Origin of the sequence: Actinacidiphila polyblastidii (assembly GCF_036353415.1) — a bacterium.
Lineage (GTDB): Bacteria > Actinomycetota > Actinomycetes > Streptomycetales > Streptomycetaceae > Actinacidiphila > Actinacidiphila polyblastidii.
Map to the genome: position 1 here is coordinate 264,118 of NZ_JAZEWV010000004.1, position 14,955 is coordinate 279,072.

The following is a 14,955-nucleotide window of genomic DNA, read 5'->3' on the forward strand; positions in this document are numbered from 1 at the left end:
TCCCGGGAAGGCCATCCTTACCGACGTACGATGACCGGTGAGCCGCCGCCTCGAAGGAGGTCCGTTTCCGTGACCAGCCAGGTCAGCAGCCCCGTCGACGGGGCCTCTCAGCCTGTTGTGACCGACGTCCTGGGTGTACAGCGCAAACCGGCCAAGGAGATCAGGCGGCTGGACCGCGTGGTGATCCGCTTCGCCGGTGACTCGGGCGACGGGATGCAGCTCACCGGGGACCGCTTCACCTCGGAGACCGCGTCGTTCGGCAACGACCTGTCGACGCTGCCGAACTTCCCCGCCGAGATCCGCGCGCCCGCAGGCACCCTGCCCGGCGTGTCCTCCTTCCAGCTGCACTTCGCCGACCACGACATCCTCACCCCCGGCGACGCCCCCGACGTGCTGGTGGCGATGAACCCGGCGGCGCTCAAGGCGAACCTGGCGGACCTGCCGCGGGGCGCGGAGATCATCGTCAACACCGACGAGTTCACCAAGCGCGCCATGCAGAAGGTCGGCTACGCCGCGAACCCGCTCGACGACGGGTCGCTGGAGGCGTACGCGGTGCACCCGGTGCCGCTGACCACGCTGACGCTGGAGGCGCTCAAGGAGTCCGGGCTGGCCCGCAAGGACGCCGAACGGGCGAAGAACATGTTCGCGCTCGGCCTGCTGTCGTGGATGTACCACCGGCCGACCGAGGGAACCGAGACGTTCCTGCGCTCGAAGTTCGCGAAGAAGCCGGACATCGCCGAGGCGAACATCGCCGCCTACCGGGCCGGCTGGAACTTCGGCGAGACCACCGAGGACTTCGCGGTCTCCTACCAGGTCGCGCCGGCCGCCTCGGCGTTCCCGGCCGGCACCTACCGCAACATCTCGGGGAACCTGGCGCTGGCGTACGGCCTGGTCACCGCCGCGCAGCGCAGCGGGCTGCCGCTGTTCCTGGGCTCCTACCCGATCACCCCGGCCTCCGACATCCTGCACGAGCTGTCGCGGCACAAGAACTTCGGGGTGCGCACCTTCCAGGCCGAGGACGAGATCGCGGCGATCGGCGCCGCGCTCGGCGCGTCCTTCGGCGGGTCGCTGGCCGTCACCACCACCTCGGGTCCCGGCGTGGCCCTGAAGTCCGAGACGATCGGCCTCGCCGTGTCGCTGGAGCTGCCGCTGCTGGTGGTGGACATCCAGCGCGGCGGCCCCTCCACCGGGCTGCCCACCAAGACCGAGCAGGCCGACCTGCTGCAGGCGATGTACGGGCGCAACGGCGAGGCGCCGGTGCCGATCGTCGCCCCCGCCACGCCCGGGGACTGCTTCGCCGCCGCGCTGGAGGCGGCCCGCATCGCGGTCACCTACCGCACCCCGGTGATGCTGCTCTCCGACGGCTACCTGGCCAACGGCTCCGAGCCGTGGCGCGTCCCCGAACTCCACGAACTGCCCGAGATCCCGGTGGAGTTCGCGGCGGGCCCGAACCACACGGCGGCCGACGGCACGGAGAGCTTCTGGCCGTACCTACGCGACCCGCAGACGCTGGCCCGCCCCTGGGCGGTGCCCGGCACCGCCGGCCTCGAACACCGCATCGGCGGCATCGAGAAGCAGGACGGCACCGGCAACATCTCCTACGACCCGGCCAACCACGACCACATGGTCCGGGTCCGCCAGGCCAAGATCGACGGCATCGCCGTCCCGGACATCGAGGTCGACGACCCGGACGGGGCGGCCCGCACCCTGGTGCTGGGCTGGGGCTCCACCTACGGTCCGATCACCGCCGCGGTCCGCCGGGTGCGCCGCGAGGGCGCCGCGGTCGCGCAGGCCCACCTGCGCCACCTCAACCCCTTCCCGGCCAACCTCGGCGAGGTGCTGCGCTCCTACGAACGGGTGATCGTGCCGGAGATGAACCTCGGGCAGCTCGCCCACCTGCTGCGCGCGAAGTACCTGGTCGACGTCCAGTCCTACAACCAGGTCACCGGACTGCCCTTCAAGGCCGAACAGCTGGCCCAGGCCATCGCGAAGGAGAACACCGATGTCTGAGGCCGTCGAGATCCTGTCGTCCGCCGCCGCGCTGTCCCTGGTGCCGAAGGCGCCCGCGCCGCAGAGCATGAAGGACTTCAAGTCCGACCAGGAGGTCCGCTGGTGCCCCGGCTGCGGGGACTACGCGGTGCTGGCCGCGGTGCAGTCCTTCATGCCGGAGCTGGGCCTGGCCCGCGAGAACGTCGTCTTCGTCTCCGGCATCGGCTGCTCCTCGCGCTTCCCGTACTACATGAACACGTACGGCATGCACTCCATCCACGGCCGCGCCCCGGCCATCGCGACCGGCCTGGCGGCCAGCCGCCGCGACCTGAGCGTGTGGGTCGTCACCGGGGACGGGGACGCCCTGTCCATCGGCGGCAACCACCTGATCCACGCGCTGCGGCGCAACGTCAACCTGAAGATCCTGCTCTTCAACAACCGGATCTACGGGCTGACCAAGGGCCAGTACAGCCCCACCTCGGAGATCGGCAAGATCACCAAGTCCACGCCGATGGGTTCGCTGGACGCGCCGTTCAACCCGGTCTCGCTGGCGATCGGCGCGGAGGCGTCCTTCGTCGCCCGCACCATCGACTCCGACCGCAAGCACCTCCAGTCGGTGCTGCGCGCGGCCGCCGCGCACCCGGGGACCGCGCTGGTGGAGATCTACCAGAACTGCAACATCTTCAACGACGGCGCCTTCGACGCGCTCAAGGACAAGGAGCGCGCCCAGGAGGCGCTGATCCACCTGGAGCACGGGCAGCCGATCCGGTTCGGCGCACCCGCCGCGGACGGGCTCGGCGTCAAGGGCGTCGTCCGCGACCAGGCCAGCGGGGACCTGCGGGTCATCGACGTCACCGCCGAGGGGACGGACGCGGTGCTCGTCCACGACGCGCACGCCGCCTCCCCGACCACGGCGTTCGCGCTGTCCCGGCTCGCCGACCCGGACACCCTCCACCACACGCCGATCGGCGTGCTCCGCGACATCGTGCGGCCGGTCTACGACGTGGACATGGCGGAGCAACTCGACACGGCGGTCACCCGGCAGGGCGCGGGAGACCTGGGGCGGCTGCTCGCGGGCAGCGACACCTGGACGGTCGCCGGCTAGCGCCCGCCTCCCGCCTGCCGCACCCCGCGGTGGGCCCGCGCTCCCTCGCGGCGGGCCGCCGTCGGGGCGGCCCGTCAGACGGCGGCGTCAGACGGCGGCGTCAGACGGCGGCGGCGTCGTAGGCGGCGTCGTAGGCGGACTGGGCGCGGGTGACCTCGGAGACGTGGGCGGTGGTCCAGTCGGCCAGGGCGCGGACGTGCACGGCGGCGTCCGCGCCGAGCGGGGTGAGGGAGTAGTCGACGCGCGGCGGGATCACCGGATGCGCGAGACGCGCCACGAATCCGTCCCGCTCCAGCACGCGCAGCGTCTGCGTGAGCATCTTCTCGCTGACCCCGCCGATCTGCCGGCGCAGCTCGCTGAAGCGCAGCGTCCCGGTGGACAGCTCGATCAGCACGAGCACCCCCCAGGTGCTGGTGACGTGCTCCAGGACGGCCCGCTCGGGGCACCCGACGGCGTACTCACTTACCTTCACGTATGTACCCTACTTCAAGGTGGGTACTTTCGAGAAGTTAGTGCTCACGTTACGGTGGCGTCAGAACGCGGAAGAAGCTCTGAAACGCCACAGAACGGAAGCACACATGAGCATCGTCGTCACCGGAGCCACCGGCCAGCTCGGCCGCCTGGTCGTCGCGGATCTGCTGGAGCGCGGTGTCGCTGCGGGGGAGGTCGCCGCGGTCGTCCGCGACGAGGCCAAGGCCGCCGACCTCGCCGCGCAGGGGGTCGAGCTGCGGGTCGCCGACTACGACCACCCGGAGACGCTCAAGGACGTCTTCCGCGCGGGCGACCGGGTGCTGCTGATCTCCGCGAACGAGGTCGGCCGCAGGATCCCGCAGCACACGGCGGTGGTGGACGCGGCCGCCGCGGCGGGCGTCGCGCTGCTGGTGTACACGGGCGTGCTGGGCGGCCCGGACGCCGACTTCGCGCTCGCGGACGAGCACAAGGCCACCGAGGAGCACATCCGCGCCTCCGGACTGCCGTACGTCTTCCTGCGCAACGGCTGGTACACCGAGGTCTACACCGCCAACCTCGCCCCCGTGCTCGCGCACGGCGCGGTGATCGGCAACGCCGGCGAGGGCCGGGTCGCCTCGGCCGCGCGGGCCGACTACGCGGCGGCCGCCGCGGCCGTGCTGGCCGGCGAGGGCCACGAGAACACGGCGTACGACCTGAGCGGCGACACCGCGTGGAGCTTCCCGGAGTACGCCGCGGTGATCAGCGAGCTGACCGGCCAGGAGGTCGTCTACCGCGACGTGCCGGGCGAGGAGCGCCAGGCCATCCTGGTCGGCGCCGGGCTCCCCGAGGCGTTCGCCGCGGTCCTGGTGGACGTCGACCACGCCATCGGCCGCGGCCTGCTGGCCCGCACCAGCGGCGACCTGTCCCGCCTGATCGGCCGCCCGACCACCCCGCTGCGCGCCTCCGTCCAGGCGGCGCTGGACGAGGCCCCGCAGGGCTGAGCCACCGGGCCCGAGCCCCGGGCGGCAGCGGCCTCCCGCACGCACCGCCTCCGGCCTGTCATGACCGTCCTTTGATACGGGCATGGCAGGCCGGCCGCGTCCCCGCTACCGTCGGACCGGCGGCCGCGCACCACCGGCCGCCCGGCACGGGCGGGGAGGACGATCAGGATGGGCGATCAGCGCAGGGGACTGGCCTACGGGTTCGCGGCCTACGGCCTGTGGGGCCTGTTCCCGCTCTACTGGCCGCTGCTGGAGCCCGCGGGCGCGCTGGAGATCCTGGCCCACCGGATGGTGTGGTCGCTCGCCGTGGTCACCCTCCTGCTGCTGGTCCTGCGCCGCTGGGCCTGGCTGGGCGAACTGCGCAGGCAGCCCCGGCGCCTCGCCCTGGTGGCGCTCGCCGCCACCCTGGTCTCGGTCAACTGGGGCATGTACATCTGGGGCGTCAACTCCGGCCACGTGGTGGAGACCGCGCTCGGCTACTTCATCAACCCGCTGGTCACCATCGGGCTCGGCGTGCTGGTGCTGCACGAACGGCTGCGGCCGGCCCAGTGGGCGGCGGTCGGCGTCGGCGCGGCCGCGGTGGTCGTGCTGACCGTCGGCTACGGACGGCTGCCGTGGATCGCGCTGACCCTGGCGTTCTCCTTCGGCGTCTACGGCCTGGTGAAGAAGAAGATCGCGATGGGCGGCCTCGAGTCGCTGGCGGCGGAGACCTCCGTGCAGTTCGTGCCCGCACTGGTCTTCCTGCTGGTCCTCGGCGCCCGCGGCCACGCGACCTTCACCGGCCACGGCCCCGGGCACGCCTCGCTGCTGGCGCTGAGCGGCCTGGTCACGGCGGTGCCGCTGGTCTGCTTCGGCATGTCGGCGAACCGGCTGCCGCTGTCCACGATCGGCCTGATGCAGTACCTGGCGCCGGTCTTCCAGTTCCTCATCGGGGTGCTGCACTTCCACGAGCGGATGCCCGCCGAACGGTGGGCCGGGTTCCTGCTGGTGTGGACCGCCCTGGTGCTGCTGACCTGGGACGCGCTGCGGGCCGCGCGCCGCGGCCGGGCCGCCCTGGCCCGCGCGTCGGCGGGCCGGCCGCGGCCCCCGCAGGCCGCGGCGCTGCCGGGAGCGGCCGGCGGCCCGCCCGCCGACGCCTCCGCCTGACCGTAGGCCCGGGCTTGACCGGCGTTCGGCTCGCGCGCAACATATGCGCATGCATGAAACCCCGCGAGTGGACGCCTCCCGCAGCTTCCTGTTCCTGCTGGGCAGCACCCGCAGGGACGGCAACACCGAACTGCTGGCGCGCCGCGCCGCCGAGCAGCTGCCCCAGGGCGTGCCGCAGCGCTGGCTGCACCTGAGCGAGCTGCCGCTGCCCTCCTTCACCGACCACCGGCACGACGACCGGACCCGCTGGACCCTCCCCGAGGGCCACGGCGCCACGCTGCTCGACGCCACCCTGACGGCGACCGACCTGGTCATCGCCTCACCGCTGTACTGGTACGCGGTGAGCACCTCCGTCAAGCAGTACCTGGACCACTGGTCGGGCTGGCTGCGGGCGCCGGGGGTGGACTTCCGGGCCAGGATGGCCGGCCGCACCCTGTGGGGCGTGTCCGCGCTCGCCGACGAGGACCTCTCCGCCGCCGACCCGCTGATCGGCACGCTGAACAGGACCGCGGACTACATGGGCATGCGGTTCGGCGGCGTCCTGCTCGGCTACGGCAACCGGCCAGGAGACGTCCTGCGGGACGAGGAGGCGCTGCGCCGGGCGAAGACCTTCTTCGACCACTGACCGAGCGGCCACCGACCGCTGACCGTCGACCGGGTGCGGAGGCCGGGGCCGGGGCGGGCTACGCGGTGACGTCCCGGGTACTGAAGCGGGCCCATGCGGCCGAGCCGAACACCGCGGCGTACAGCGCCTGCAGGCCCAGGTTCCGCACGACGCCGTCCCACTGCATAGGGTCGCGCAGCACATCGGCGAAGCTCAGCCAGTAGTGCGGGAAGAGATACGGCTGGACGGCGTGCAGCTGCGGGATGGTGTCCACGATCTGCACGGTGATCAGCAGCCCGACGGTGGTGGCCATCGCGCCGATCCCGCTGTCGGTCAGGGTGGACACGAACAGGCCGAGCGCTCCCATCCCGACCAGCGAGGCCGCCACCAGCAGCGCGATCAGCAGCGCCCGCAGCATCCCGTCCGAGAGCGACAGCGTCGTGCCGGAGAGCGTGGTCACGTCCCCGACCGGGAACAGCGCGAACCCCACCACCAGCGCGGACACCGCGACCACGACGGTGGCCGCGACGCAGAAGGCCAGCACCGACAGGTACTTGACGGCCAGCAGCCGGGTGCGGCCGGCCGGGGCGACCAGCAGATAGCGCAGGGTGCCGCCGCCCGCCTCGCCGGCCACCGCGTCGCCCGCCACCACGCCGACGGCCATCGGCAGGAAGAACGGCAGCGTCGCGGCGAGCGAGGCGAAGGTCAGGAACAGGCCGTTGTTGCTGACCTGTTCGATGAAGGCGGGGCCGTCGCCGCGGCCGCCGCCCGCCGAGCCGCCGCCGTGCGTCTCGATCCTGACCGCGATGCCGACCAGCAGCGGGACGCCCGCCAGCACCGCGAACAGGGCGAGGGTGCGCCCGCGGCGGAAGACGGTGACCAGCTCGGACCGCAGCAGGCCGAGCGACCACACCAGGCGCGGCGCCCGCGGGACGCCCGGCGCCGGACGCCCTTCCGGGCCCGCCACCGCGGCGGCCGCGGTGACCGCGGCCGCGCCGGCCGCCGGGGCGCCGGTGCGCTCGGGCGGTCCGGCCGCCAGTCGTTCAGCCCGCGACATCGAAGCCCTCCCCCGTCAGGGCCACGAACGTGTCCTCCAGCGAGGCGCGTTCGAGGCCGAAGCCGCGGACCCGCACACCGGCGGTGACCAGGGCCGCGTTCAGCTCCGCCAGGTCCGGCGGCTCGGCCGGCAGTTCGCCGGTGACCCGGCCGCCGGCGGTGGTCAGGTCCCGCACGCCGTGCTCCGCGAGGATCCGGGCGGCGTCGCCCACGTCCGGGGTGGTCACCGCGAGCCGCCCGAGGGCGCCCGCGGACAGGTCCGCGACCGGCCCCTGGGTGATCAGCCGGCCGCGGGCCATCACCGCCGCGTGGGTGCACACCTGCTCGATCTCGTCGAGCAGGTGCGAGGAGAGGAAGACCGTGGTGCCGTCCGCGGCGAGCCCCCTGACCAGGCCGCGGATCTCCCGCATCCCCTGCGGGTCCAGGCCGTTGGTCGGCTCGTCCAGCACCAGCAGCTCCCGGGGCTGCAGCAGCGCCGCGGCCAGGCCCAGGCGCTGCTTCATGCCCAGCGAGTACGCCTTGGCCCGCTTCCCGGCCGCGGCCGACAACCCCACCCGGTCCAGCGCCGCGCCGACCCGGGCGACCCGGGTGCGGGGGTCCGCGGTCGGGTCGGCCGCGTCGTAGCGCAGCAGGTTGTCGCGGCCGGACAGGAAGCCGTAGAGCGCCGGGCCCTCGATGAGGGCGCCGACCCGGGGCAGCACCGAGCGCACCGCCTGGGGCATCGGGCTGCCCAGCACCCGGGCGCTGCCCGCGGTGGGTGCGATCAGGCCCATCAGCATGCGGATGGTGGTGGTCTTGCCCGAGCCGTTGGGACCGAGGAAGCCGAAGACGCTGCCGCGCGGCACCCGCAGGTCCAGGCCGTCCACCGCGAGCGTGCCGCGGTACTGCTTGGCGAGACCGCGCGTCTCGATCACCACGTCGCCCGGGTCGGGGCCGCCCCCGCCGTCGGGCTCGCCTTCGGCCACGCCGTCCACCGCTGCTCTCGCTCTCCTCGATCGCTCCGCCCGGCCCGCGCCCCGTCTCGGCGGGGCGGCGGGCCGGAGTCCTGCCGTGGGCCGTCCGCTACTTCGCCGCGGCCCCCGCCGCGTCGGTCAGCGCGGACTCGGTGACCGCGCCGACGTAGAGCGTGCCCTTGTCGGTCAGCAGTGCGTTGACCAGCCGGGTGTGGAAGAGGGTGCCGGTGCCGAAACTGCCGGTGACCTGCTTGCCGAAGGCGTTCAGCGGGGAGTCGCCGCCGTGGCCGCCGCGCTTGCCGTGCGCGCCGCCGCCGAAGAGCCCCTCAGCGCCGTCCGCCCCCGACGTGCCGGTCTTGTCGAGCGCGCCGCCGGGAGAGGTGATGACGGCGATGGAGTCCCAGCCCTTGCCGAGCACCGTCGGCCCGGCCTCGGCGCCGTGGGGCGTCTGCGGGCGCTCCCGGTGGTCGGCGGACGACGAGCCGCCCTCGGTGACCTTCACGCCCTTGGGCGGGGTGAAGGCGAAGGTGCTCGCGGCGGGCCTGCCGAAGCCGACCTTGGTGAAACCGACGTCGAAGACCGCCTTGCCGCCGCTCCTGGGGGTCAGCGTGACCTTGAGCGGCACGCCGGTCTTCGCGTCGACCGCTATCCGGATCGCGCCGATCGTGGTGGTGTCGGCGTGCTGAGGGGTGATCAGCAGCTGGTAGGCGCTGTGGCCGGCGACGCGGGCGGTGCCGGCCACGGTGATCGAGGCGGTGCCGTCGGCCGCCTTGAGGATCGCCTGCGCGGCCGCCTGCGGCGTCGCGGGGAAGTCCGCGGAGCGCTGCCGGTCCTGCGCGCGGGCCTGCGCGTCCTGCGGGAGCGTCTGGTGGTAGGCCTGGTCGGACGCGCTGTCATACGCCCACAGCTGGGCGCCGTTGTGGATGACGCTGTACTCGGCGGCCGGTTCGAGCAGCGAGATCTTCTGCCGGTCCTGGCCGTCCGCGCTCACGTGCAGGGTGTGGGTGCCGTCGAGCAGCGCGGTGAGGTGGCTCTGCGGCGCCGCGGCCGAACCCTGCCCCGCTCCGGGGCCGCCGCCGGAGGGCCCGGAGCCGCCGAAGAGGCTGCCGGCGCCGCCGGAGAACCCCGCGGGCAGGCCGAGGTCGGTGGTCACCTTCACGGTGCCGTCGACGGTCTGGGTGTCGGATCCCGCCATCTTCGTCAGCAGTTGCTGGGCGGTGAGGGTGGGCAGCGACGGGTCTCCGCTGTCGGCGAGCGCCGGGACCAGGCTGATGGTCGCCGCCGCCACGCCCGCCACGGCGACCGGAACCGCGTACCGCGCCGCCTTGCGGCGCCGTCCCCGGGCGCCCCCGCCGTCGTCGCCGCCGTCGTCAGGACCGGGATACGGTGCCGGTTGGATGCGTGCCATTGCGTTTCTACCTCCGTCGTCGCGGCGGTCGGTCTGCTGCGCACTCGTCCACTCCCCGGGCCCATTGTCGCCCGGTCCGCCGTGAAGTGGTGTCTCCATCACACCAAACCGGCCGGTCCCGCACATCAGCCGACGGATGCAACCGAATGTACGCCCGCGGGATGACGAACGGCGGTCCCGTACACGCCTGGACGCACTTCCCCTAGGGGTCTGCCCCCGGGTGGCCGGGTCACACCGCCGAGCGCACGCGGCCCGGCTCGGCCCGCCGCGGGGTCGGCCCGCCCCGGGACAGCCCCCTGCGGCTCAGCCCGCCCGGTGGACGACCGCTTCGCACATCCCGGCCAGCGCGAACTTCGCCGGGCAGTCGGGCAGCGGGGCCAGCGCACTGCGGGCCTCGTCGGCGTAGCGCACGGTGTCGCGCCTGGCCTGCTCCAGGGCCGGGTGGGCGCGCAGCAGCTCCAGCGCCTCGGCGTGCAGGGCGTCGTCGGTCAGGTCGCCGTCGAGCAGTTCGTTGAGCCTGCGGTCGGCCGGGGAGTCCGATCCCCTGCCCTGGGCGCGCCACTTGCGCAGGTGCAGCACCGGCAGCGTCGGGATGCCCTCGCGCAGGTCGGTGCCGGGGGTCTTGCCGGACTCGTGGCTGTCGCTGGCGATGTCCAGGACGTCGTCGGCCAGCTGGAAGGCCATCCCGATCCGCTCCCCGTACTGGGTGAGCACGCTGATCACCGAGTCGTCCGCGCCGGACATCATCGCGCCGAACCGGCCGGAGACCGCGAACAGGGCGCTGGTCTTCCCGGAGATGACCTCCAGGTAGTGGTCGAGCGGGTCGCGACCCTCCGGCGGGCCGACCGTCTCCATGATCTGGCCGGTGACCAGCCGCTCGAACGCCTCGGCCTGCACCCGCACCGCCTCTGGGCCCAGGTCGGCCAGCAGGTGGGAGGCGCGGGAGAAGAGGAAGTCGCCGGTCAGCACGGCCACCGAGTTGCCCCAGCGGGTGTTGGCGCTGGGCACCCCGCGGCGCACCTCGGCCTCGTCCATCACGTCGTCGTGGTACAGCGTGGCCAGATGGGTCAGCTCGATGACGACGGCGGCGGGCACCACCCCGGGGGCGTGCGGATCGCCGAACTGCGCCCCCAGCATCACGAGCATCGGCCGGAACCGCTTGCCACCCGCCTGGAGCAGGTGGCGGGCCGCGTCGGTGATGAAGGGCGCGTCGCTCTTGGTGGCCTCGAGCAGGCCCTCCTCCACGGCCGCGAGTCCGGCCTGGATGTCGGCCTCGAGGGCCTCGTCCCACACGCTCAACCCGAAGGGCCCGACGACGGTCACGAGGGGTACTCCTGTCGCTGATCTGGCTTCTGGCGGGATCCGTGCTCGGTCCGTGCTCTCCGGCGCAGCGGGTACTGCCCCTACCGGCAGCGTAGCCGGTCCGCTGTGGATCACCGCCGGGGCATGGCCCCCCTCAGGGGTAGCGCGCCGAGCCGGACACGATCACTGCACGTATAATCCCGATTACGGGAATTGCGCAGGTTTGTCTCACTCGAAAGGATGACACCGGGGCGACGGGGAATGAAGGGCTGATTTCGAATGCTTGACCGAAGGCTCCTTCATCAGGAACCAAGACCCTTCCGCGGCGAGGCGAATTACACTCACGGCAGCAACATGTGACATGTCCTCGCTTCGGGAGCAGAAGACCCTGTACCCGACCCAAGAGAGAGGAGGTGGATCGATGGCAGCCGACCTTGACGACCTGGCGGACCTCAAGGAGGACGACGCCGAAGCCCATGTGCACGGTGTCTGCTTCAAGACGGGTCCGCCCGAGCGGACCGGCGTGGAGCTGGAGTGGCTGGTTCAGGACCGCTCCGACCCCCGCGCGGTGATACCCGTCGACAGGCTGGACGCGGCACTCGCGCCGGTCGAGGCTCCGGGCGCGCTTCCCCGGGGCAGCAGACTCACCCGTGAACCAGGCGGACAGGTGGAGCTCAGCTCCCCGCCCGCCCCCACCCTCGGCGCGTGCGTCGAGGCGATGGCCATGGATCTGGCCGTACTGCGGCAGGCCGCCGACCAGGCAGGACTGGTCCTCGTCGGCAAGGGCCTCGACCCGCTCAGGAACCCGCCCCGCGTGCTCGACCATCCCCGCTACCGGGCCATGGAGCACTTCTTCGACCGCGAGGGGCCCTGGGGCCGCACCATGATGCGGCGTACCGCCTCGCTCCAGATCAACCTGGACAGCGGTGAGGACCACGACGGCATCACGGGCTACCGCAGCCGATGGGCGCTCTCCCACCGGATCGGCCCGGTGCTCGTCGCCGCCTTCGCCAACTCCCCCTACAGCGGCGGCCGCGCCACCGGGTGGCTGTCCACCCGGCAGGCCACCTGGAACCGGATGGACCCCGGCCGGACCCGGCATCCCCGGCACCATCCCGACCCCCGTACCGCCTGGGCGCGGTACGCGCTGGACGCCCGCGTGCTGTGCGTACGGGTGCCCGACGAGGAGCACTCCGACTCCGGCGGCGCGGACGGCGGCGGCTCCGACTGGTCGGCGCCGCCGGGTCTGACCTTCCGCGGCTGGCTGCGCGGCGCCGCTCCCGGGCTGCGCCGGCCGACCACCGCCGATCTCGACTACCACCTCAGCACGCTGTTCCCGCCGGTCCGCCCCCGCGGCTGGCTGGAGCTGCGGATGATCGACGCCCAGGACGGCGACGACTGGATCGTGCCGACCGTGCTGGCGGCGACCCTGCTGGACGATCCGGTCGCCGCGGACGCGGCCCGCGCGGCCACCGAACCGCTGTGCGCGGACGGTGCGCCGATCCCGGCCGACGAGGTGTGGCGCCGCGCCAGCCGGATCGGCCTGGCCGACCCGGACCTGGCGAAGGCGGCGCGCGCCTGCTTCGCCGCCGCGGAGAGCGCTCTGGCGCGCTCCGACGCGCCCCCGCGGCTGCGCCGGGCGCTGTCCGACTTCGCCGAGCGCTATCCCGAACGAGGCCGATGTCCCGCCCATGACCAGTTGGACGCGCTCAGCCGCGCCTGACCCCCTGGAAGGCATGCCGTGACCAACCCCTCCACGACGGGCAGCGACACTGCCCGAACCCCCGCACCGTCCGACCGTGCAGCCCCTTCCGACCCGCAGGCCACGCCCGACCCGGCGGCCGGGGCGCCCCGCGACCCGGTCGCCACGGCCCGTGCCGCCCTGGAACGCGCCCGCCGCAGGACCATGGCGCTGACCGGCGCGGTCACCGAGGACGACCTCGTCGCCCAGCACTCGCCGCTGATGTCCCCGCTGGTCTGGGACCTGGCGCACATCGCCAACCAGGAGGAGCTGTGGCTGGTCCGGGAGGCCGGCGGCCGCCCCGGGCTGCGCCCCGACCTCGACCACCTCTACGACGCCTTCAGGACGCCGCGCGCCGACCGCCCCGCCCTGCCGCTGCTCGGCCCGGCCGAGGCGCGCGCCTACGTGGCGGAGGTCCGCAGCCAGACCCTTGAGGTGCTGGCCGCCGCCGACACCTCGCCTGACCAGCAGGAACGCCTGCTGGCCGACGGCTTCGTCTTCGGCATGCTCGCCCAGCACGAGCAGCAGCACGACGAGACGATGCTCGCCACCCACCAGCTGCGGCAGGGCCCGCCGGTGCTCGACGCGCCGGAACCGCCGCAGGCGCCCGCCGACGCCGCCGCGCTGCCGCCCGAGGTCCTGGTGCCCGGCGGTCCCTTCACCATGGGCACCAGCACCGAGGCGTGGGCGCTGGACAACGAGCTGCCCGCGCACACCGTGGACGTCCCCGCCTTCTGGCTGGACACCACGCCGGTCACCAACGGCGCCTACCTGGAGTTCATCGCGGCCGGCGGCTACCGGGACCCGGCCTGGTGGACGCCCGAGGGATGGCGGCACGTCCAGGAGGAGGGCCTGGAGGCCCCTCAGTTCTGGTCGCGTGACGGCGAGACCTGGGTGCGCCGCAGGTTCGGCCACGTCGAGCCGGTGCCGGCCGACGAGCCGGTGCTGCACGTGTGCTGGTACGAGGCGGACGCGTACGCCCGCTGGGCCGGCCGGCGGCTGCCGACCGAGTCCGAGTGGGAGAAGGCCGCCCGGCACGACCCGGCCGGCGGCCGCTCCCGCCGCTATCCGTGGGGCGACGCCGACCCGGGGCCCGAGCACGCCAACCTCGGCCAGCGGCACCTGCGGCCGGCCCCCGCCGGCAGCTACCCGGCAGGCGCCGCGCCCAGCGGCGCACGCCAGCTGATCGGCGACGTGTGGGAGTGGACAGCCTCGGACTTCGCGCCCTACCCGGGCTTCGAGGCGTTCCCGTACAAGGAGTACTCGGAGGTCTTCTTCGGGCCCGAGTACAAGGTGCTGCGCGGTGGCGCGTTCGGCGTCGACGAGGTCGCCTCCCGCGCCACCTTCCGCAACTGGGACTACCCGATCCGCCGGCAGATCTTCGCCGGCTTCCGCACCGCGCGCGACGCGGGCCCCGGCGAAGGGGCCGCGGCGGAGCACACCCGCCGGCCGGGCGGGGAGGGCGCCTGATGTGCCGCCACCTCGCCTACCTCGGCCCGCCGGCGCCGCTGGCCCGGCTGCTGACCGAACCGCCGCGGGGCCTGTACGAGCAGTCCTGGCAGCCGCGCAGGCAGCGCCACGGCACCGTCAACGCGGACGGCTTCGGGTTCGGCTGGTACCCCGTCGACCCCCCGCAGGAGGGCGACGAGGGCTTCCCGCTGCCCGCCAGGTACCGCAGGGCGATCCCGGTCTGGGCGGACGCCAACGCCGCCGAGCTGACCCGTACGGTCCGCAGCGGCGCCGTCCTCGCGGCGGTCCGCTCGGCCACCGCGGGCACCACGCAGGACGAGTCGGCGGCGGCGCCCTTCCGCGACGGGCGGTGGCTGTTCAGCCACAACGGCGCGGTCGCCGACTGGACCCGGCTGCCGACCGGTCTCGGCTCCGCCGAGCTGCTCGCCCTGGACGCCCGCAGCGACTCCGCGCTGCTGTGGGCGATGACCGCGCGGCGGCTGCGGCAGGGCGAGTCGCCGGGCGGCGCGCTGGCCGCGGTGGCCCGCGAGGTGGCCGCGGTCCGGCCCACCGCGCGGCTGAACTTCCTGCTCACCGACGGCCGCGCCATCGCGGCCACCGCCTGGGGGGACACGCTGTGGTACCGCCTCACGGGCCGCCGGGACGGCCTGGACACGGACGACAGGTCCGTGGTGGTGGCGTCCGAGCCCGACGACGCGCCCGGGGACTGGTGCGAGGTCCCCGACCGCTC

Annotated in this window: 12 protein-coding genes and 1 pseudogene; 8 read left to right on the forward strand and 5 right to left on the reverse strand. The window is 73.8% G+C overall.

All coding sequences use genetic code 11. The features are described 5' to 3' along the window. Nucleotides 1–69 precede the first annotated feature (69 nt). A complete protein-coding gene (locus V2S66_RS08025) occupies nucleotides 70–2,010 on the forward strand; it encodes a 2-oxoacid:acceptor oxidoreductase subunit alpha (RefSeq protein ID WP_330793817.1) in 1,941 nt (646 codons plus the stop codon). Next, nucleotides 2,003–3,094 (forward strand): 2-oxoacid:ferredoxin oxidoreductase subunit beta, encoded by a 1,092-nt coding sequence (locus V2S66_RS08030; RefSeq protein ID WP_330793818.1) that lies wholly within the window; start codon nucleotides 2,003–2,005, stop codon nucleotides 3,092–3,094. The genes V2S66_RS08025 and V2S66_RS08030 overlap by 8 nt, the downstream gene beginning before the upstream one ends. A 100-nt stretch (nucleotides 3,095–3,194) precedes the next feature. On the opposite strand, the gene V2S66_RS08035 is transcribed toward V2S66_RS08030, so the two are convergent. Next, a complete protein-coding gene (locus V2S66_RS08035; protein WP_330793819.1) occupies nucleotides 3,195–3,566 on the reverse strand; it encodes a winged helix-turn-helix transcriptional regulator in 372 nt (123 codons plus the stop codon). A gap of 106 nt (nucleotides 3,567–3,672) precedes the next feature. Between V2S66_RS08035 and V2S66_RS08040 the strand changes: the two genes are divergently transcribed. From V2S66_RS08040 to V2S66_RS08050, 3 genes are all read left to right on the forward strand, one after another. Continuing rightward, complete coding sequence (locus V2S66_RS08040) at nucleotides 3,673–4,545, forward strand: NmrA family NAD(P)-binding protein (RefSeq protein ID WP_330793821.1); 873 nt, start codon at nucleotides 3,673–3,675, stop codon at nucleotides 4,543–4,545. 168 nt (nucleotides 4,546–4,713) lie between these two features. After that, complete coding sequence (rarD, locus tag V2S66_RS08045) at nucleotides 4,714–5,691, forward strand: EamA family transporter RarD (RefSeq protein WP_330793823.1); 978 nt, start codon at nucleotides 4,714–4,716, stop codon at nucleotides 5,689–5,691. Between the two features lie 49 nt (nucleotides 5,692–5,740). Beyond that, nucleotides 5,741–6,316, forward strand: a complete 576-nt coding sequence (locus V2S66_RS08050) for a flavodoxin family protein (protein WP_330793824.1) — start codon at nucleotides 5,741–5,743, stop codon at nucleotides 6,314–6,316. 58 nt (nucleotides 6,317–6,374) lie between these two features. Here V2S66_RS08050 and V2S66_RS08055 read toward each other — a convergent pair whose 3' ends face one another. The 4 genes from V2S66_RS08055 to V2S66_RS08070 all read right to left on the reverse strand — a co-directional run bounded on the left by V2S66_RS08055 (nucleotide 6,375) and on the right by V2S66_RS08070 (nucleotide 11,035). Continuing rightward, a complete protein-coding gene (locus tag V2S66_RS08055; protein ID WP_330793825.1) occupies nucleotides 6,375–7,352 on the reverse strand; it encodes an ABC transporter permease in 978 nt (325 codons plus the stop codon). Beyond that, a complete protein-coding gene (locus tag V2S66_RS08060; protein WP_330793826.1) occupies nucleotides 7,339–8,316 on the reverse strand; it encodes an ABC transporter ATP-binding protein in 978 nt (325 codons plus the stop codon). The genes V2S66_RS08055 and V2S66_RS08060 overlap by 14 nt, the downstream gene beginning before the upstream one ends. 97 nt (nucleotides 8,317–8,413) lie before the next feature. After that, nucleotides 8,414–9,712: a LolA family protein gene (locus V2S66_RS08065; RefSeq protein WP_330793827.1), complete on the reverse strand. Its 1,299-nt coding sequence runs from the start codon at nucleotides 9,710–9,712 to the stop codon at nucleotides 8,414–8,416. Nucleotides 9,713–10,015: 303 nt separating this feature from the next. Further along, a complete protein-coding gene (locus V2S66_RS08070) occupies nucleotides 10,016–11,035 on the reverse strand; it encodes a polyprenyl synthetase family protein (protein ID WP_330793828.1) in 1,020 nt (339 codons plus the stop codon). Nucleotides 11,036–11,435: 400 nt separating this feature from the next. Between V2S66_RS08070 and egtA the strand changes: the two genes are divergently transcribed. The 3 genes and pseudogenes from egtA to egtC all read left to right on the forward strand — a co-directional run. Continuing rightward, nucleotides 11,436–12,737, forward strand: a complete 1,302-nt coding sequence (gene egtA, locus V2S66_RS08075) for an ergothioneine biosynthesis glutamate--cysteine ligase EgtA (RefSeq protein ID WP_330793829.1) — start codon at nucleotides 11,436–11,438, stop codon at nucleotides 12,735–12,737. A gap of 183 nt (nucleotides 12,738–12,920) precedes the next feature. Next, a complete protein-coding gene (gene egtB / locus V2S66_RS08080; protein WP_413966330.1) occupies nucleotides 12,921–14,225 on the forward strand; it encodes an ergothioneine biosynthesis protein EgtB in 1,305 nt (434 codons plus the stop codon). After that, a pseudogene (gene egtC / locus V2S66_RS08085) lies at nucleotides 14,225–14,938 on the forward strand (ergothioneine biosynthesis protein EgtC); the annotation flags it as partial. The gene egtB and the pseudogene egtC, both read left to right, overlap by 1 nt. Between the last annotated feature and the right edge of the window lie 17 nt (nucleotides 14,939–14,955).